This is a genomic window from Alteromonas algae (assembly GCF_049117195.1).
Classification (GTDB): domain Bacteria; phylum Pseudomonadota; class Gammaproteobacteria; order Enterobacterales; family Alteromonadaceae; genus Alteromonas.
This window is the reverse complement of sequence record NZ_CP185260.1, coordinates 2,793,934-2,813,913: the sequence shown is the minus strand read 5'-3', so window position 1 is coordinate 2,813,913 and position 19,980 is coordinate 2,793,934. Positions and strand designations below refer to the sequence as shown.

Here is a 19,980-nt window from a genome sequence, read left to right as displayed (position 1 = left end):
AACGATGTTACGTTTAGTTATCCCAAACCAGCGCTTTAAAATGCTTACGGCACATAGACTCGTATTTATCATTGCCACCAATTTGCACTTGAGCGCCACCACGTACAGCATTTCCTGCTTCATCAAGCCTAACGACAAAGTTGGCTTTTCGACCACAGTGACACACGGTTTTAAGCTCAAATAACTTATCTGCCCATGCCAAAAGGTACAGGCTTCCTTCAAATATCTCACCGAGAAAGTCAGTTCTCAGCCCGTAAGCAAGGACGGGAATATCAAGTTCATCAACCACTTCAACAAGCTGGCGGACTTGCGCTTTCGTTAGGAACTGTGCTTCATCAATAAACACGCAATCAAGTTTCTGTGTGTCATTGTCCGCTTTAATGGCGTCAAACATATTGTCGTCGTTGCCGTAAAGCTTTGCGTCTGCTTGTAAACCAATTCGAGACGTTACCTTTCCAACGCCATAGCGGTCGTCGAATGCTGCTGTATAAATCAAAGAATGCATACCGCGTTCACGATAGTTATAGGCAGATTGAAGAAGTGAGGTAGATTTACCTGCATTCATTGCAGAGTAATAAAAGTAAAGTTGAGCCATGTTTAATTATTTATTGTTGTTGTACCAAGAAATGAAGTCGTCAGCAGCCATAGGCTTAGCATAATAGAAACCTTGAAGGTAATTGACGCCAAGCAGCTTGACGCGCTCTACGTGCTCAATGGTTTCTATGCCCTCCGCCACCGTTTTACAGCCAAATTCGTTCGCTATCAGCATGGTTGCGCGCAGTATAGTATCACTCTCTTCATTTGTATTCTGCACAAATGAACGGTCAATTTTTATAAAATCACAGGCTAATGATTGTAAACGGCTAAGAGACGAAAAGCCGGTACCAAAATCATCAATAGAAATATTTACGCCAAGTTTTTTAAGCGCCGAAATCTCTTTGCCGACATTGTCTTCTTCGTCGGCGAAAACGCTTTCAGTGATTTCTAAATGTAATCTATCTGGGGCTATACCTGACGATATAAGCGCGTTCTTTGTCGCTTTAACAAAATTTCCATGCGTAAGTTGGCAAATTGAAACATTCACCGATAGTGCAAGTTCAGGGTGGGTATTCCACTGCATCACATCGATACAGGCTCGGTTTAATACCCATATTCCAACTTCTGGCATAATGCCGATTTTTTCTGCAAGAGGAATAAATTGAGCAGGGGATACGGCAACGCCATTGCACTGCCAACGCAATAGCGCTTCAACTTTTACTGTTTTTCCAGTGCTCGCGTCGATGATGGGTTGGTAGTGTACACTGAAGGTTTTTTTATCTATCGCAGTTCGAAGGTTTTCGCAAAGCTGTTGCTCTGTTTTTATGTCGGTATGCAACGACTCACTAAATACCCCAATGCTTCCGCGCTGCTTTCGTTTCTGCTCGTACATCGTCAGGTCAGCGTGTTGGATTAACGTTTGTGAGTCGATTCCATGGTCAGGGTACATGGATATACCAATTGTGGCATCTAACGTAATTTCGTTATCAAACGCGGTAATAGGAACGGTTATGCCGCCGCGCATTGCTTGCGCTACCGCGAAAGCCGTATCTTCATTTGCATAAGGCACTGTCGCGACAAACTCATCGCCTCCCCAGCGTGCTAAATGGTCGCTTTCACAAAATTTTGCCAGCCGCTTAGCGATTTCGGCCAATACCGCATCGCCTACTTTATGTCCTAAGCTATCGTTCACTTGTTTAAACCCGTCAAGGTCTATAAACAAAACCGCCAGTTGATTTTTGAGCGAGCTGGCTTTATGAATTTGGCTAGACAGGTGTTTTAGAAAACCATTGCGGTTTAACAAATTGGTCAGCGGATCGCGATTAGATAACCTTAAAATGTCCGACGTTCTTCGTTCAACTTGCTCTTCTAAGCTTGCGTTGGCTTGGTCTAGCCTGTTGTTGGCTTTAAGCAACGCATCATTAATACTAATGGACTCAGACTGCTTTTCGTTCATCTCTTTTAGCAGTTTTTCTTTCTGATCTCGTAAAATAACGGTATCAACGAAAAAACGGTTATAGCGAAAAGCACTGGAAAAAATGCCGCCCCAAAAACAAAGGCCAAGAATGCCAAGAATAACAAACTGATTTTCACTGTCGTACAGGGCACATAGTGATGTAGGAACTAATAATGCGGTGCAGTAAACACTGACAAGTAGTTTACTAGGGGCTAGCACGGTCGCCGCTCCCCCTGCCATTGCAGCAAGCACTACCATTGTTGCCGCGAGTTCAATTGTGTCCATTGAGTAATAAAGCGACACTGAATACGATGCCCACATTAATGCGGTAATGATTGAGGCGGCTGAAAATCTTATTAATACCGGGCGTGGCGCATACGCTTTGTGTTTAAGTGAAAACTGCCAATAAAGCCAATCTAAGAAGCGAAAAATAACCAAGGCATTCATCACGTACCAAAATATCATTTTGGTGTGGTGCGTTTCTTCATTATTGATGCCAAAGACAAGGCCTGTAAAGGCAATGTAAGTCATTAATAGCCCCGTTACTACATTACCAAGTAGCATGTCGACCACGTCTCTTTTCATCGACGTAGTGAGTGGTTCTTTTGTTATTTGCTGCTTACTGGGTTCTGTTTTCACAAGTTATGACTTTTTTTTAAGCACATCTATACTACAGGCATAGTATGCGATTTGCCCGAAGTGTAAAAGCTAAAGGTATAGGTATCTTGAACTTTAGAATAAATTTAACATTCTTCATTTTGTTGAAATAAACATTTTCTCGATTCGAAACTTAATCGTTTAATAAGAGGGTGGGTGTTTATCTTGTTGTTTTACTTGCTATTGTTAGTTCGGCAACTGTTGTTAACTCGGAGTTAACTAAGTAATGCACACAAGCGCATTAAAAATAAATATTTCACAGTGTGTTTACATCTAATAATTTTTGTTCTACATTCTTAATCGATTAAGTTGTGAAGCAAAAAACGCAGCTTTTAAAATTGGCCACTTTGGTTTAACGGCTCTAACACATCGCCGGAGATAACATGAAAAAACAACACACACTCAACACACTAACACTTGCGGTTTGCGCCGCATTGTCGGGTTCAGTCATCGCGCAAGAATCAGCACCTGCTGAGACTGAAAGCAAAGAAAAGTATGAACAAATTGTTGTCACTGCAACGCCTGGTGGCACAACAATGCAAGAAGCCAGCGTTTCAGTAAGTGCTTTCGATGAAAACGATATCGTTAAACTAGCGCCTCGTTCAACGGCAGAAGTGTTTCGTGCTTTGCCGGGGATTCGTGCTGAGTCTTCAGGTGGTGGCGGTAACGCTAACATTACTATCCGTGGTATTCCTCTAGCTACTGGTGGGTCTAAATTCCTTCAAATTCATGAAGACGGCCTTCCTGTTTTAGAATATGGCGACATCAACTTCGGTAACGCAGATAACTTCATTCGTTACGACTGGTCAGTCGCCAGTGTTGAAGCAATCCGTGGTGGTTCTGCATCAACGTTCGCAAGTAACTCTCCTGGTGGTGTCATCAACATGATCAGTAACACAGGTGAAGTAGGTGGCGGTGCTATCGGTACTTCATTTGGTGTTGACTACGAAGAGTTTCGTTTAGATTTCCGCTACGGCGGTGAAATTTCTGATGACATGTATTACCACATCGCGGGTTTTGCACGCGGTGGTGAAGGTCCTCGTGAAACAGGTTATAACGGCGACCAAGGTGGCCAAGTTAAAATTAACATCACCAAGATGCTAGATAACGGTCACATCCGTTTCTACTACAAAAATCTTGATGACAAAGTATCAACGTACTTGCCTTCTCCAGTGTTGGTTAAAGGCGATGGCCAATATGGTCCGGTACCTGGGTACGATGCAAGCTCACAAGCACTAAATTCTGCATACAATACGAACATTTCTACATTCGATAGCTATGGTAACCCAGAGAATCGTGACGTAAGAGACGGTATCGAATCACAAGTAAGCTCGTTCGGTGTTGAAGTTGATTTAGAAGTAGCAGAGAACTTATTCCTACTGAATAAATTCCGTACTTCAACGATTTCTGGTGGTTTCATTGCCCCGTTCGTAGATGGTTTCCCTACAGGCCCTGGCGATGTATCTAACTTTGCATCTGCACTTTGTGCCGGCGCGCTAGACGGTGATGGAAACGCATTAAACTGTGATTCAACCACCGTTACATTGGCAAATGGCCCAGGTGCGGGTGATGTGTATAGCGGTCAAGCGTTCACAAACCTTCAGTTTGATACGCGTATCAACGATTTAGGCAACATGATTAACGACTTCAGTCTTCGTAAAGAATTCGATAACGGCGTTAATTTAACCGTGGGTTACTACTACTCGAATCAAGATATTGCGACAAGCTGGTCTAGCTGGCAGACATTCATCCAAACATTGGATGGCAGCAACTCTCAAATGCTAAACATTACTAACGGCGATGGTGTTGACTTAGTGTCTAACGGTTTACTTTCTCCAAGCTTCCTATCTTGGGAATGGGACTTAAACTACGTGACAAAAGCACCGTACATGAACGTTGGTTTTGAACTGTCTGACAATATCATCATTGATGCATCTGTTCGTCGTGACACGGTAGAAGCGTCTGGTGAACTAATCAGCAGCTGCTGTGGTGGTAACACCGACTTCGACGTAAACGGTAACGGAGTTATCGAGCAAATCGAAGACGCGTCTGCGACAAACAGCGGCTTCATTCGTGGTGGTGTGATTAACCTTAATCGTGCAGGTGCAGCGTCTCAAATCGTAAACTACGATGCGAACCATACGTCTTACTCATTGGGTGGTTCATACTTACTAAGCGATAGCCAAACGTTCTTCGCTCGCTACTCTAAAGGTGGACGTGCAATTGCCGACCGTCTTCTACAGATTGGTGGCACATTGAATGCCGATGGCAGCCTTACAAGTACAACGTCTGGTTTCGATACCACTAAGCAATTAGAAGTGGGTTATAAGTACGGTACAAAAGACTTAATGCTTAACGCAACATTGTTCGACACCGTAACAGAAGATACGCAAGCTGAAGTAACCAGCGGTCTTACGTTTATGCGTGAGTACGAAGCAATGGGTCTTGAATTTGAAGGTCGTTACAACTTGACCGACAACTTCACTGTATCAGGTAACCTTACGTGGACTGATGCTGAAATTAGCAAAGACGTAAACAACGCTGCGATTGAAGGCAACACACCGCGTCGTCAAGCTGACTTTATTTGGACTATCACGCCAGAGTACGCAACAGATACATGGTCTGTAGGTGCATCGCTTCAAGGGTCAACTGAATACTACGTTCAAGATAACAACGACCTTAAGCAAGAAGGCTATAACCTCGTTAACTTGTTCGCGACATACTGGGTGAATGACCAATTCTCAGTATCACTTAACGTGAACAACGCAACAGATGAGTTCATCATCACTGAATCTGAAGAAGGTTCTGCAGCGGTAGGCAGCTATGTAAGAGCGCGTCCTCTTAACGGTCGCACAACAGTACTTTCACTTAAGTATATGTTCGACTAAGCGCCTAGCGTAAATAACTGATGCAGTAGGCTGCGAATTTGAACTAACGTTATATTCACCGCCGCACTGTGTTGACAATAAAAATCCGATATCAGGTTCTGATATCGGATTTTTCTTTTCTAGAAAGGTTGTATGTCTATTCTGTTGCGCGCAAATGTTCTAACTTCAACCCTTTTGCTGTACGCGGTGCAAACCCTTTCCAATAGGTATGCGTTGCCTCTTTGTTGCCTGCTTTATCCATTGCCCATACCCCATTATTAGATTCGGGAATAAGGTCTAAGTAGGCTTGCATGTCGTGATTGCTTTTTAAATGCTTGCCTAGCCAGGCGGTAACGAAGTGTTGCGCAATATTATTCATACGGGTGTTATCCCACACTGCATCGATGTAATGCGTGCTGGTGTTAAAGCCTAATGCTTCATCAAATACAAATGACTCTTTTGGCGCAGGCATTACCGCGCCGGCGTTATGGTTGGCGTTATTAAACGTTAACAACGTACGGTCAACATTGTTTGCCCCTTCCCAAATAGCGCGCACACCATTTTCATAGCCCGAGACATCATCTTGAGACCCCGCTATCAACATCATGGGAACCGCAATACTGTCAAGGGTGAACATACCGTAGTTCATTCCCCACGGCGCGAAGGCAATGATGGTCTTAATTCGAGGATCTACTTTTCCCGATTGATAACGTGATAACAGGCCAAAAGGGGCACCTAATTGACTAGTGATCGCCTGTTCGGTTAGTCCAGCGCCTGCATTAACCACGGCGCCGTAGCCTCCCATCGAATAGCCCACAATAGCTGTATTGTTAGCATTAACTAATTGGTGCAAGAACGACGATCCTTGCTGTGCTAATGCCTCGATATGCGAGACGACGAAAAGCTGATCAATGGGGCGGTTAACCAACGTAGACGAAAATGCTGCTTGTGTTCTGTATGTCGAGTCGGTGTGATCTACCGACACGACCACGTAGCCCTTTGAGGCGATATTTTCTGCCAAGTGAGCCAGTAAAAAGCGGTTGCCTGGGTAACCATGAGAAATCAATACCAAAGGAAATGGGGTGTTAGCCTTAAACGGTGGTGCATTTCTCACTGCTTTACCATGAAGCGCTACCGGTTTTTTTCCATCGCGTATATACGCCTGTAATACGGTATTACCTTCGCTGTTTTTGTCTGCTGGGTACCATACCTCAAGCGTAAGCGGGCGATCGTAAAGTGGTAAAGGCTCTGGTTTAGCTTGTGTGGTATCGAGTGCCAAGATATCAATTTGGGATGGGTTTGTTACCTCTAGCTGGCGCACGCCAATTGAGAAGTCTCCGTAAGCGGCGAGCGCAGGCGCATCAGGGCGCTGGGTATCAATTCGATTTTCCGAATACGCATTAGTCATCGTACCGAAACACAAAAGCGTGCATACGGTATTAAAAAAAAGGCTGCGAATGTAGCGGTTGTTCTCCATCTTCTAAAGATCCTTAATGAGCGCGTTGGTGAGGATAAATTGTTACTTATTCTGATGACACTTTTACGACTGTTTTTCGCCCTATGCGCTCACTAGTGTGGACGCGGGGTGCGAAGCAGTATACCTCTCAATAAGCTTTAGCTTAGCAGTCTAATGTAAGACATATCACCTGTATTTTTGTTATTTATTTGTATCAATGAAATGCATAATGGTCATTCTTCATTCCTATTTTAGTGTGCTTTAAAAAATTAAATGCCAATTAAAACATTGGTTTAATATTTAATTTGCGATTTTATTAAGGTGTCTTTTGTCTTGCTTTTAGTTTTAACAAAAAGATTGCAATTCGTTTACTTATTAGTTAAGTTTTGATTATCTTCTGTCTTATATAAGACAAATGAGCCCGTCGTAGTTTAGACAAAAATAATAATAGTATCGTGAAAGCCGTCGGTCATGTGGCAGATAGCTTGACTAAACCTATAAAAGAAGAACTCGTGGAGAACACCCATGTCACTAAGACCTAGCACACTACATTCAAGTATCACCAAGGCGTTGGCTATTGGTACTTGTATGACCATCGGCTTTGCTGCCCAGGCACAGGATGCTGAAACTGAAGAGCCCAAAGGGCTAGAAAAAATTACAGTTACCTCACAAAAAAGGGTAGAGAGCCTTAACGAAGTGCCTGTAGCGGTCTCAGTATTACGAGAGGATCAAATTAACGCCACGTTTGCTGCAAATATCGAAGGCTTACAAGCATTGGTACCCTCGGTCAGTTTTAGGAAAGGTAACACGACACGAAATTCAGCTATTACGGTGCGTGGTATTGGTACTATTTCATTCAGTGTGGCGGCAGAGCCAAGTGTCTCGACGGTAGTAGATGGCGTAGTGTTAGGCCGTTCAGGTCAAGCGTTTGTCGATTTGTATGACTTAGAACGTATTGAGGTATTACGTGGGCCGCAAGGTACGCTGTTCGGTAAAAATGCTTCTGCTGGTGTGGTAAATATCACTACCAAGCGACCTACAGAAGAATTTGAGGGCACGGCTGAAGTTACATTATTTCAAGATAACGAATATCGTTTAAAAACCAGTGTGTCGGGCGCATTAAATGACAATGTGAACGGCAGTTTAACGGTACTCAAATCGCAGTTCGACGGTTATATTAAGAACGTTTATAACAATGAAATGACCAACGGCTATGATAAAGAAGGCATTCGCGCCATGCTTGATATGGATGCTGGCGACGACACCGACATCTTGTTTATATTCGAGAATGTTAAATCTGACGATAGCTGTTGCGCCGATTTAGAACTTACACCTAGCGGCCGCCATCCGGGCTCAGAAGCATTACCGAACAGCACAGGGCCTGGCGATCTGGATTTAGAACAGCGACTCATCGATCATGATTTTGAGACACGCACGTTAGATGAAACCACCGGTTTCTCTATTCAGGTCGACACTATGTTCGGCGACCATCAATTTACTTCAATTACAGCATACCGTGATTGGGATAATACCGAATTTCGTGAAGGTGACTTTACCTCAACAGCAGGATCGCGCCCGTTCCCTGTATTTGGCGAACCATTCCAATTACATGATATTGGTGCCCAAAACTGGAAGCAAACCTCACAAGAATTCCGCATAGCCTCGCCACTTGGCAATGCATTTGACTATCAGGTTGGTGCATTTTGGTGGACGCAAAAGTCGCAGCGAAACTTTACTCGTGATGCAAGCTGTCAAAACAATGCAGGCCAATTTCCATCGGCTATTAGTGCTTACTTAACGGATACCTTCGGCATTGCAGACCCAACAACTGACCAAGTTAATCAGTTCATTGCTGATGAAGGGTTAAGCTGTAACTCTAACGATATTGTTAGCGCTACCGCGTACATGGAAACGCAGTTTGATAACTGGGCGCTATTTGCTGATGGTAAATACCATATCAACGACGACCTGCGTCTATTATTCGGTGTTCGCTATACCGCAGACGAAGTGAGTTATTCGCACAATAGAAGCAGCAATGACCAATACAGCCGCACCGGTGTTGGTGTGCGTAGTTTTGACACTGATTATAGCGGTGAAACTGATGAAACGAATGTATCTGGTAAGTTGGGTGTGCAGTACGATTTAACTGACAACAGCATGACGTATTTCACGTTCTCTCAAGGTTATAAAGGGCCAGCATTCAACGTGTTTTATAATATGTCGGCTACCGATACCCTGCCAATAGGCGAGGAAACATCTGATGCCTACGAGTTAGGTTACAAGTACGCCAGCAGTAACATCGTGTTTAATGCTGCTATTTTCAGAACGGATATCGACGGTTTTCAAGCGAATAACTCAGAGTTGCTCGACTCTGTTACCATTTCTCGTTTAACTAATGCTGGCTCAGTAACAACACAAGGTTATGAATTTGACTTTATGTGGCAAGCAACTGACAACTTATCATTAACGGGTGGGTTGTCTAAAGTAGATGCTGAGGTAGACGAATTCCGTTGCCCTGTTACCGATGTAAACTGTACAGGCCGTTCTGGCGCTGACTTACCATTCTCACCAGATTTAAAATACTCGGTAACGGGTGAATATATTTGGGAAATGGACAATATGGACATTATCTTAAATGGTTCTTATGTTTACACTGACGAAATGTTCGCAGGTGCACCAGGCGCGTTTGCAGCAGATAACGACCCGGCAGTGTTACCTGACTATGCCATCATCAATGCAAGTTTGGCATTTTCATTCAGTGATGATGACTATCGCATAAGCCTTATCGGTAAAAACCTGACCGATGAGAGCTTTGTAACGACGTTCAGTGGTGACGGCTTCCGTTATCAACTACCTCGTGATGCGGACCGCTATTTCGGCGTGCAGCTTCGCGCTAAGTTCTAACCCCCCGGTAAGTGTGTGTAGGGCGCCCTAGGGCGCCTTTTTTCGTTTAGGGCAATCACATATCATTAATACGTGTTTATGCCGCCATTACGCGAGGAAAGTTCTGAAAAGGAGATTTCGGACAGTCAAAAGGTTTCGGATGGTTAGCGTTTAGGACAGTCACAAAGTTTTAGGACAGTCGCATCATGTAACAGGGTTTGAAATATAGAAAACGACACCGTCCCCAAGAAAGTGAATAAGCGAAAGAAGAGGGCGTCGAGTGAAGTGTTACCTTAGTGCGTATTTTATTTTGCTTGTGTTGGCATTAAATGCGCTGAAATAGGTGCACGCCGCCCTTGTGATTTCGGGCCATACCACGTACTCAGATAGTCTAAAATAACAGGTTCGGCATCGCCGAGAGGCCAAAGTTTTTGTGTGCGCTGCATCCATTGTATAGTGCCTAGCCATCTTTCACGGCTCATTTTGTTTTGTGAAATGAGCGAAGCTGAATGGCAAGCCGTACAATGGGCCATTACCATGTTATGCCCTGGAGCATCGACTAGCCCTGTCTTAGGGTGTGCTGTGGGCTCGTTTTCCCCACCTTTTGCCGCCATAATATAAAGGGTCGATAACAATATGGTGTAAGGTAGTCTTTTCACTGATTACACCACACTAACTGCAATGCGATGACAGGCGTTATTTAAGTAGCCTTTAGGGTTCCAACCAGGCATTACCATGGGCTGTGAGCGGCCGTTATTGTCTTCAGCGCGTGCCCAAACTTCATAATAGCCCGGCTGCGGAAACTTAATTTCTGCGTTAAAATGTTGCCAAGCGTGTCGGTTCACGGCCGATGTAACGTTCGTTGTCTGCCACGTTTGGCCAAAGTCGATAGAGATGAATACCTTTGCTATTTTGGCCTCGCCGCTCCATGCATGTCCTCGAACCGCTAAAGCGTTTGTGCTAGCGTGCGTTATGCCAGAACGTGGATGTGTAATTAACGACTTAACCGGCATAGCTTCAATGATACACATGTCATCTTCAGCAACAGTCGTTCCAGGCGCCACGGGTTTACATGGAACACGATACGCATTGCCGCCCATTTTTGCGCCATCATGTATACGATCGCGCACCACTATTTTCGATAACCATTTTCCTGATGTCGAGGCGGGCCAGCCACCAAATACTAAACGAAGTGGAAAACCATTCATAACCGGCAATGGTTCCCCATTCATTGCAAACGCAATCAATGACTCATCCTCAAGTGCTTTGCTTATTGGTACGCCACGAGAAATAGCGGCCTTACCTGGTGTGCGGCTTAAATGTATATCTTGACCGTAGTAACCAATGTATACCGCATCGTCTTTAATCCCTACTGCATTAAGTACGTCTTTTAATCGAACGCCAGTCCAATTAGGGCAGCCCACTGCGCCTGTCGTCCATTGGTTGCCACTGGCAGCAGGCGAAAACTCTGATCTGCCATTGCCTCCGCACTCCAATGTCAATTGATAAGTGTAGTGCGTGAAGTTATCTTTTAGCTCCTGCAGGGTAAACGTTCGCGACGATTCAACAGACTCACCTTCAATAGTGAGTGTCCATTTGCTATGGTCGAAATCTTTTGGTGATATATCTGGTGCTATTCCGTTATTGCGTACGAATAATCGTGACGCCGGGGTGACGCGATCGTCAAGTAAGTGGGCTGGCGTCTCGGCGTTAATGGGCCTGTCGTTAAGAACCACCAACCCATCTTTACCCTTGATTTTAAAAGGCGCATTGGTTTGTGCAAGCGCAGCAGGTATAAGCCCCGCTGGCATAAACTGCCCATATACAATTTCAGCACCGAGTAACAGCGATAGGGTTTTAAAACCCGATAAAAAACCACGGCGGGTAAGGGGGGCTGTATCGCGGCCAAAGACAATTTTGTCCGCTTCGATAGGGTCTTGGCTGTAAAGCGCGTGCAAGCCTACACGGGATGTTTTTGTTCTTTTAGCAGTGCTTACGACCCGAGTGTTCGCCTTTAGTTTATTAAACCTTTTCACCCCATTCTCCTTTCAAATAGCTTAACGTAAGAATAGAAAACCGAGGATCAACAGCGCTATCCAAACCGTTTCTGTCACAATCAGAACAATAGGGAGCATGCCAACTTCAGCCAATTTACCCAGGTTAGATTTCATGCCAATAGCGGTGATGGAAACCACAAGGAAAAAGCGCGATAGCTGAGTGCCAGCGTCTACCATAATATCTGGCAAAGAGAAAAAGCTGTTCACAAGCATCAACACAACAAAGCCGACTAGAAATAATGGAAGTTTTGGCATGTTGCCATCGCATTCTTTTGAAATGCTATGAACCCGTTTTACAACAACCATCATGATCACAACAACAGGTAGCAGCATGGCCACGCGAACTAATTTGGTCAATGTGGCCAAGTCACCAGCATCGTTTGATACGGAGTAGCCTGCACCAACCACCTGTGCAACATCGTGAATGGTGCCGCCAAGGAAAATACCCGCTTGCGTATCGCTCATGTTTAGTTGGGCCGCGATAATGGGGTAAATAACCATGGCAATGGTAGACATAGCAGTCACACCAATTACGGTAAGTAGTGTGTCTCGTTCATGATTTTTACCCACTGGCAGTATGGTAGAAATGGCCAGTGCTGCAGAGGCGCCGCAAATGGCCACAGAACCTCCGGTCAGCGCCCCAAAACGCTTTTGCAAGCCTACAGTTTTTGCCAATACGATGCCCAAAATAATGGTCGATAGAATGGCAAAAGCTAACATTGCCGCGGTCTGCCAACCCAGCACAATCAGATCGCCCAGCGCAATACGTAGACCCAGGAGCACGACGCCAGCACGTAATAGGGTACTGGCAGTAAAATCAATTCCACATTTACATATGTTATCGTGTTGATATAAGAAGGAGATAGCCATGCCAAGTAACAGTGCAAATAACATCGCTGGCGCGTTATAGTGCTCACTCAAAAATAGCGCAGCCATACCGGTAATTGTAGCAATACCAAACCCCGGCCAAATAGATTTACATGTCGCGGCAAAGCCACTCATCTTGATTAACGCTCGGCCGCTACAAGCGCTACAAGCACTTGGCGCTTTCTTTCACCTGAATAGGGGCGTCTGCCGTGCATTGCACGATAGTTGTCTACCAGCGCCACATCACCATCTTGCCATTCAAGATCAAACGTAAATCGTTGAGCTAATTCGGTAATGCGTGTGAGACCCTCTTTAGGGATGGGCGCACCATCACCAAAGGTAATTGCTGATGATGGATCTTCGTGCACGCCTTTCCAGCCCATATAGGCTGCAATAAGTTGGTTATAAAACGACTGTGAACCGTCCGATAGCGTTATCACTGCCGGCAAAACTGGCGTAATAGCACGCAAACTGCCGTCTTCCATCCATTCCCAGCTATAGCCTAATTCACCTAGTTTAGCTTCGGCAGCCTCTGTGCTATCGACGCTCAATGTGCTTTTCCAACTGCGGCCTTGCCCTGAATTAGCATCATCAGCGGCGGGCATTGTCGTAGTGTATTTCACACCTTTGCTCGAAAAGTCGTCGGCTAACGATGGATTCTCGGCTTTAAGCGCTTCAAATAGTTTGTCAGAACGACACAGTGGTGTTGCGCCCCCTTTATCTGCCGCAGAGAGACAAAAAAAGAATAACTTACTTGGGGAAATTGGTGTCTGCGCCATCTCGTGGTGCAAGAAAATCTCTACCTCTTTAGGGGCTTCGTTAGCCGTGAAAACTCTCTCGGTAAAGTTAATGCGCACGGCGTTTGACAGCGACTCTTTATACGTGAAATTTGCATAACCAAAACTGGCTGAAAAGGTATCAAAGGTTTCAGCTGAATCAAGTGGAAAACCCCTGAACAACAGCGCTCCAGATACGGCAAGTTGTGCTTCAAGTTCAGCTTGGTTATCTTTGATAAACGCTACCGTGTCTTCTATCGAAGTGCAGTGATTATTATTAACAACAATCTGTGGGAAAACGGTATTACTGTAGCTATGTTGCGTGGCTACGGTGGCGTAAGTGATCGCGTTGCTCATCGCACTCTCCTAGTCGTAGATAGGGTGGAAACGGTTAAATGCAGCTTCACAAAAATGACCTGGGTCGTTAAAGCGTCGGTTCACGTTCAGTGAAGAGATAGCATCCATTTCATCCTGCGTTAAAGTGAAATCGAATAGGGCTAAGTTTTCGCGCATTCGTTCTGGCTTTGACGTTTTCGGAATGATGGCATTACCGCGTTGAATGCCCCAACGAAGTACCACTTGAGCAGGCGTTTTACCGTGCGCTGATGCAGCTTGCTTCACAACATTCTGTTCCAAAACTGATTCGGTTTTATCAGCCATTTCAAGCTCTAAATAAGACAACGCTCCAAGCGGTGAAAACGCAGTTACGTTCATACCATAGTCTTTTGCTAAACGAATTAAGCGTGACTGGGTTAGATAAGGGTGCGATTCAATTTGTAGCATGGCCGGTTTAATGCGTGCGTAACTCATTAAGTCGTGTAACAACCCGGTATTGTAGTTACAGATGCCGATACGGCTAACTTTTTTGCTATCCACTAGCCCTTCCATGGCTTCCCATGTTTTGTAAAGCGGGACAGGCGCTAACTCCATAGTAGGGTTTTCTTGCGTAGTATCGTAAAACCACTCAGGTGGATAGCGAGTTTCAATAGGCACAAACTTTTGTGCGATCGGGAAATGAATTAAATAAAGGTCGAGATAGTCTAGTTGTAAGTCGCTTAGCGTTTTTTCTAGTGCAAGTGGCACATGCTCTGGCGCGTGAAAGGTATTCCATAATTTAGAGGTAACCCATAGCTCTTCACGGGTACACAAACCGTCTTTAATGGCGCGTTGAATGCCTTCTCCCACTTCCTTCTCGTTACCATAATCGGCAGCACAGTCTAAGTGGCGATAGCCCGCTTTAATCGCTTCGTAAGTCGTATCGGCACAAATGGCTGTATCGACTTTCCAGAATCCAAACCCTACTTCAGGGATCTTTGCCAACGCGTTCATATCTCTAATCCTGTAAAATAATAAAGTACAAGTCTTGTATAAGACATAAGTTATTACAGGAGTGGTGCCTTGTCAACATTGTGTTAACAAGCTGCGTTGTTATTGATAAGTGAGGGCGCACGCGCAAAGGCGTTGCCATACATATAAGAGTGAAAAAAGAGCGGAATATTCAGCGACAGAAAAGAGCAGTAAAAAGTGGGTTCGGATTGAATCGAAATGCTAGCACCTTTCAGTAAACAGGCACTGAACTTAGTCAATCCTAGTATCTAAACGTATTGTTAAAACACGTCTTGTGCAGGTTTAGTCTAATTCCACTTGGTAGTGATAGTTATCGCTTCTGCATTTGCTTTCTCGATACTCAATAAGTTTACCATCAATAGATTCTGTAACCCGAGTGACTAGCAGCAAAGGCTCGTTCTCTTTTATCTGTAATAATTTTGCATCTGACTGTGACGCTAGTATGGCTTTAATTCCGTCGCGGGTTTTCAGTACCGTTTGATTAAAGTCAGTTTGGTAGAAATGGTAAAGCGTATGTGGAATGTCTTTATGTTCGTTGATTCTTGGAAAGTATTTAGTGGGAAGATAAATGGTTTCAAGCATACAAAACTCATTATCAAGAATGCGCCGACGTTCTATTTTAGTGACACGCTCTTTATTTGTAAGTTGTAAGGCAGTTTGAATAGTTTCATTGGGCGCTATTAACTCGATGCCTAAAAGCTCTGCTTTGGGTAATTCAGCCCCTTTACCATCGGCCTGTAAAGGGAAGAATCTAAACAATGCGTCTTGTGCCGTATGCTCTGATACGAAGGTGCCAACGCCTTGGCGACGCGAGACAATTTTTGTGTCGGTAAGTAATGTTAATGCTTTGCGCACCGTACCTTGACTTACATTGAACTCATCGGCAAGTTTAAATTCACTGGGCAACATTTCACCTGGCTGCCAACGGCGTTCAACAATAAGCTGCTTGATATATTCTGCAACTTGTTGATAGAGCGGTTGGAACGCAAGACTAGGACCACTTAACTTATGGTCGAACTGAGATGAAGACATGAAACCCTGACCTAATGCTTAATGTTTGTTAGTTATATCATACACAAGTGTTATAGCGTAATTTTGATGTAAATCACATACCACCTTAGGTATAGACGAAATACCAGCTAATTATTTGTAGCGTGCCCGCGAAATGTTCGTTGACAGTTAAGTTACATTTTATTAACTTATGTCTTATATAAGACGTAGGGTATTAAGTGGGATGAACAAGGCATTTTCGGTTAACGAACCAGATTGGAACAGTATAAAGGCTGCGGATATCAATGGCAGCTCATACTTATTAGACGAATATCACTTTGTGGTACCCACGCAATACGACACATTGGTATTCTCACTAAGTGAGTTTGGTCTGCGCATTCAATCAGGCATTGACAGTGTGCAAGGAACGCGCGGCACAGACTATAACATGTTGGTCGCCACCCCTGAACCTTTGCCCCTTTCAGTCTCAGGAGATACCGAGCAACAAGTAATTAGTGCCGGAGAATATCGTTTAGCGTTATTTTTCGCCCCCCTTCATTTTAAACTTTATCGCAATGATGTATTAGTTCAGCAATCTGCGACTGATGGGCATTTTGTTCGACAGCATCGGCTTCCTCCGTTCGCTAAAACTGACGCAGGGTGGATAGTCAGCCTTGAGCTTGCCGACGAAGAGCCCGTCTATGGACTTGGGGAAAAGTGGGGCAAGCTTGATAAACGCGGCCAGTTAATTCGTTCTTATAATCACGATGCGTTGGGTGTGAACACGGAAAAGTCGTATAAGAATACGCCTTACGCGTGGAGTCCAGAAGGCTGGAATCTTTTTGTTCATACACCTACACCCGTTACCCATGGGGTGGGCCATGCGCCGTGGTCACAGCGCGCGTATGTGTGCGTAGTTGAAGACAACACGCTAGACATGTTTCTGTATCATTGCGATACGCCCGCGCAAAGTATTAATACTTACAGTAACTTAACAGGCTTTGCTCCGGTTCCACCTACGTGGAGTTTAGGGGTTATTCTTTCGAAAGCGTATTACAAAGACGCTGAAGAGCTGCTGGCGGTTGCGCGAGAAGTGCGTGAAAGAAAAATGCCATGTGATGTGATAACGCTAGATGGTCGTGCATGGCAGGACACTGACACCCGCTTTGCATTTGAGTGGGATCCTAGCCGCTATCAAGATCCTAAGCCAGTCATTGACGAATTAAAAGCGATGGACTTTAAAATTTGCGTATGGGAATACCCCATGGTGTCGGTTAAAAACCCGCTATTCGCAGAAGCTGCTAAGAAAGGTTGGCTTATTAAAGACAAGCGTACCGGTGAAGCCTATCGCTACGAATGGGATTTAAGCCCTTTTGGTGAAGTGCTCACGCCGCTGCCGGATTCTGGCATCCTCGACTTTACCCATCCAGATGCCTATGAGTTTTGGAAAGCGTCACACAAGCCGCTATTCGACTTGGGCGTTGATATGATTAAGGCTGATTTCGGCGAGCAGTTAGAAGATGACAATATGCTGGCGTATAGCGGAGACTCCGGTAACCGGCTACACAATGTATACAGCATGCTATACAACCGCTGTGTCTACGAAGCCGCCGAGAAATACTGTAAAACAGGGCCGTTTTTATTTAGCCGGTCTGCATGGACAGGTAGTCAGCGCTTTCCTTCGCAATGGGGAGGGGACCCGCAAGCCGACTGGCATGGGTTAGCGGCCAGTATTCGCGGCAGTTTGTCGTGGGGAATGTCAGGAGGCCCTTTCTCTGCCACCGATATCGGCGGTTTTTATAAAGACACTCGCGACGCTGAATTGTATGTGCGTTGGACACAGGCTTCTGTATTTTCAGCCCACATGCGTTTACATGGTATTGGGCCAAGAGAGCCTTGGTCTTATGGCGATGCAGCCTCTGATGCGGTGTTTGAGGCATTAGCATTGCGTTATCAATTATTACCCTATTTACAAAAGACCATGCAACAAGCCAGTGAATCGGGGTTGCCCGTACAAAGGGCGATGGCCTTAGCATTTCCGCACGACCCCTTAGCGCGCCAGTTTGAGCAACAATTTATGTGTGGTGAGAGTTTACTCGTGGTGCCGTGCATCGTACCCGGCGGTAAGGTGAAGTTTTATCTTCCAAAAGGTGATTGGGTGAGGTTTGCTCCGACATCTACTTCTAGTTCGGTCTACGAAGGGGGAAAATATTATGAGCATACATTACCACTTAACGAGCTTGCGGTATTTATTCGAAAGGGTGAGCGCATTCAGTTGGGGCCTAAGGTAGAGCATACTGAAATGGATATGTCAGCCACCACAATGTGGCCACAGTAGTTGTCGGAGCGTTAGCATGAATGTCACCCTTACCTTAGTAACATGCATTGCCTTTATGGCGTTAGTTGCCATAATTTCTTACTTTAAAACAAGGGGCGAAGTAGACACGCAAGATGGCTATTTTCTTGCGGGGCGAGGGTTAACGGGGACTTTCATTGCGGGCTCAATGATATTAACGAATTTATCGGCAGAGCAGCTAATAGGGCTTAATGGCTCAGCGTTCGGTTATAACCTAAGTGCGATGGCATGGGAGGTAACTGCTGGCATTTCTACTATTATCATGGCACTCGTGTTTTTACCTCGCTATCTAGCGGGTGCGTTCTCTACGCTTCCTGAGTTTCTTCGTGACCGATTTGACGACAGCGTGCGACGTATGACCGTTGTACTATTTATGGTGGGATACACATTAATCACTATCCCATCGGTGCTTTATTCAGGTTCTATTGCCGTGCTACGGTTATTTGATGTACCTGGGTTGTTAGATTTACCCTATGAAGCAAGCCTGGTTGTTACCATTGTTATGGTGGGCAGCATTGGTGCGCTATATGCCATATTTGGTGGGCTAAAAGCGGTGGCGGTGTCAGATACAATAAATGGTATAGGGTTACTGATTGTCGGTCTTTTGGTGCCTATTTTAGGGCTAATTGCGTTAGGTGATGGCAGCTTCTCCAGCGGGCTTACTACCATAGCGACCACAGAAACGGAGAAACTCAACGCCATAGGTGCAGCAGACGACCCTGTTCCCTTCGGCACTATATTTACCGGCATGTTACTCGCAAACCTGTTTTACTGGGGCACTAACCAATACGTAATTCAACGCACATTAGGCGCAAAGAACCTAGAAGAAGGGCAGAAAGGTGTACTATTCTCTGGCTATTTCAAGGTACTTGTCCCCTTCATGATGATGCTACCTGGTGTTATCGCGTATCATTTGTATCAAAATGAAAGCCTACAAACTATCGACTTGGCGTACCCGCACTTGGTAAAAGACGTACTGCCGCAGTATCTTTCTGGCTTCTTCTTGGCCGTATTGTTAGGGGCCGTGTTTAGCTCATTCAATTCGTTATTAAACAGCACCGCTACCTTGTTTTGCCTAGACGTTTATAAGCCGTTCAAGAAAAATAAGGTTAGCGACGGCCAGCTTATTCGCGTGGCGAAAATAACCAGCCTTATTATTGCGGTAGTGTCATTTGTCACCGCCCCCTTGCTAATGTTGGCCCCAGAGGGCTTATGGCAAATTATCCGCATTTTTACTGGGTTTTATAATATTCCCGTTATCACTATTGTGTTGGTTGGGCTATTTACTAAAAACGTGCCAGCCTTAGCAGCAAAAGTCGCCATAGTATTTCATGTTATCGCGTACGCCCTGTTAAAATTTGTATGGCAAGTAGAGCTAAACTTTATTCACATTTATGCTGTGCTTTTCTTCATTGAATTAGCAATTATGTTAACCATTGGTCATTTTTACCCAATGGCGAAACCATGGCGCTTTATACCAAAAGCCGAAGTGGATATGACCCCTTGGCGCTATTCCATACCGTGCGCCATCATCCTTATAGGTTTAATTGTTACCCTGTACTTGATGTTCTCTCCCATTGGTTTTGTGGGCGGTATGAGTAGTGCATTTGTGCCGTTACTAATCATTACGTGGGTGGTGAGTATCATATCGGTCGGCATAAGCCTGAAATGGTGGAGACGTCGTTATGAGCAAAATGTAGCGCGAATCATTACGCCGTAGGTGAGGTTAAC

13 protein-coding genes are annotated in these 19,980 nt (G+C 44.9%); 4 read left to right on the top strand and 9 right to left on the bottom strand.

The window, feature by feature from the left end:
- Nucleotides 1–13: 13 nt before the first annotated feature.
- Entirely contained in the window at nt 14–595 is a 582-nt protein-coding gene (locus tag ACOJRU_RS12635) for a thymidine kinase (RefSeq protein ID WP_421132094.1), read from the bottom strand.
- 6 nt (nt 596–601) lie between these two features.
- Entirely contained in the window at nt 602–2,632 is a 2,031-nt protein-coding gene (locus ACOJRU_RS12630; protein WP_421132093.1) for a putative bifunctional diguanylate cyclase/phosphodiesterase, read from the bottom strand.
- A gap of 401 nt (nt 2,633–3,033) precedes the next feature.
- Between ACOJRU_RS12630 and ACOJRU_RS12625 the strand changes: the two genes are divergently transcribed.
- The gene (locus ACOJRU_RS12625; protein ID WP_421132092.1) at nt 3,034–5,538 is read left to right on the top strand and encodes a TonB-dependent receptor domain-containing protein; all 2,505 of its coding nucleotides are present in this window, start codon (nt 3,034–3,036) and stop codon (nt 5,536–5,538) included.
- A 136-nt stretch (nt 5,539–5,674) separates the two neighbouring features.
- On the opposite strand, the gene ACOJRU_RS12620 is transcribed toward ACOJRU_RS12625, so the two are convergent.
- On the bottom strand, nt 5,675–6,925 hold the full coding sequence (locus tag ACOJRU_RS12620) for an alpha/beta hydrolase family protein (RefSeq protein WP_421132091.1): 1,251 nt from the start codon (nt 6,923–6,925) through the stop codon (nt 5,675–5,677).
- A 573-nt stretch (nt 6,926–7,498) separates the two neighbouring features.
- Here ACOJRU_RS12620 and ACOJRU_RS12615 point away from each other — a divergent pair.
- Complete coding sequence (locus ACOJRU_RS12615) at nt 7,499–9,877, top strand: TonB-dependent receptor (protein WP_421132090.1); 2,379 nt, start codon at nt 7,499–7,501, stop codon at nt 9,875–9,877.
- 284 nt (nt 9,878–10,161) lie between these two features.
- Here ACOJRU_RS12615 and ACOJRU_RS12610 read toward each other — a convergent pair whose 3' ends face one another.
- The 6 genes from ACOJRU_RS12610 to ACOJRU_RS12585 form a co-directional block, all read right to left on the bottom strand.
- On the bottom strand, nt 10,162–10,470 hold the full coding sequence (locus tag ACOJRU_RS12610; protein WP_421134767.1) for a hypothetical protein: 309 nt from the start codon (nt 10,468–10,470) through the stop codon (nt 10,162–10,164).
- A gap of 48 nt (nt 10,471–10,518) precedes the next feature.
- Nucleotides 10,519–11,787 (bottom strand): sulfite oxidase, encoded by a 1,269-nt coding sequence (locus ACOJRU_RS12605; protein ID WP_421134766.1) that lies wholly within the window; start codon nt 11,785–11,787, stop codon nt 10,519–10,521.
- A gap of 126 nt (nt 11,788–11,913) precedes the next feature.
- Nucleotides 11,914–12,915 carry a YeiH family protein gene (locus tag ACOJRU_RS12600; protein WP_421132089.1) on the bottom strand — a complete coding sequence of 334 codons (1,002 nt, stop codon included), beginning with the start codon at nt 12,913–12,915 and terminating at the stop codon, nt 11,914–11,916.
- A 5-nt stretch (nt 12,916–12,920) separates the two neighbouring features.
- On the bottom strand, nt 12,921–13,913 hold the full coding sequence (locus ACOJRU_RS12595; protein WP_421132088.1) for a TauD/TfdA family dioxygenase: 993 nt from the start codon (nt 13,911–13,913) through the stop codon (nt 12,921–12,923).
- Nucleotides 13,914–13,922: 9 nt separating this feature from the next.
- A complete protein-coding gene (locus tag ACOJRU_RS12590) occupies nt 13,923–14,885 on the bottom strand; it encodes an aldo/keto reductase (RefSeq protein ID WP_421132087.1) in 963 nt (320 codons plus the stop codon).
- Nucleotides 14,886–15,185: 300 nt separating this feature from the next.
- The gene (locus ACOJRU_RS12585) at nt 15,186–15,935 is read right to left on the bottom strand and encodes a GntR family transcriptional regulator (RefSeq protein WP_421132086.1); all 750 of its coding nucleotides are present in this window, start codon (nt 15,933–15,935) and stop codon (nt 15,186–15,188) included.
- Between the two features lie 202 nt (nt 15,936–16,137).
- Here ACOJRU_RS12585 and ACOJRU_RS12580 point away from each other — a divergent pair, with 202 nt between their 5' ends.
- Together ACOJRU_RS12580 and ACOJRU_RS12575 are read left to right on the top strand one after the other, a co-directional pair.
- A complete protein-coding gene (locus tag ACOJRU_RS12580) occupies nt 16,138–18,231 on the top strand; it encodes an alpha-xylosidase (RefSeq protein WP_421132085.1) in 2,094 nt (697 codons plus the stop codon).
- Between the two features lie 16 nt (nt 18,232–18,247).
- The gene (locus tag ACOJRU_RS12575) at nt 18,248–19,969 is read left to right on the top strand and encodes a solute:sodium symporter family transporter (protein WP_421132084.1); all 1,722 of its coding nucleotides are present in this window, start codon (nt 18,248–18,250) and stop codon (nt 19,967–19,969) included.
- Nucleotides 19,970–19,980: the final 11 nt, after the last annotated feature.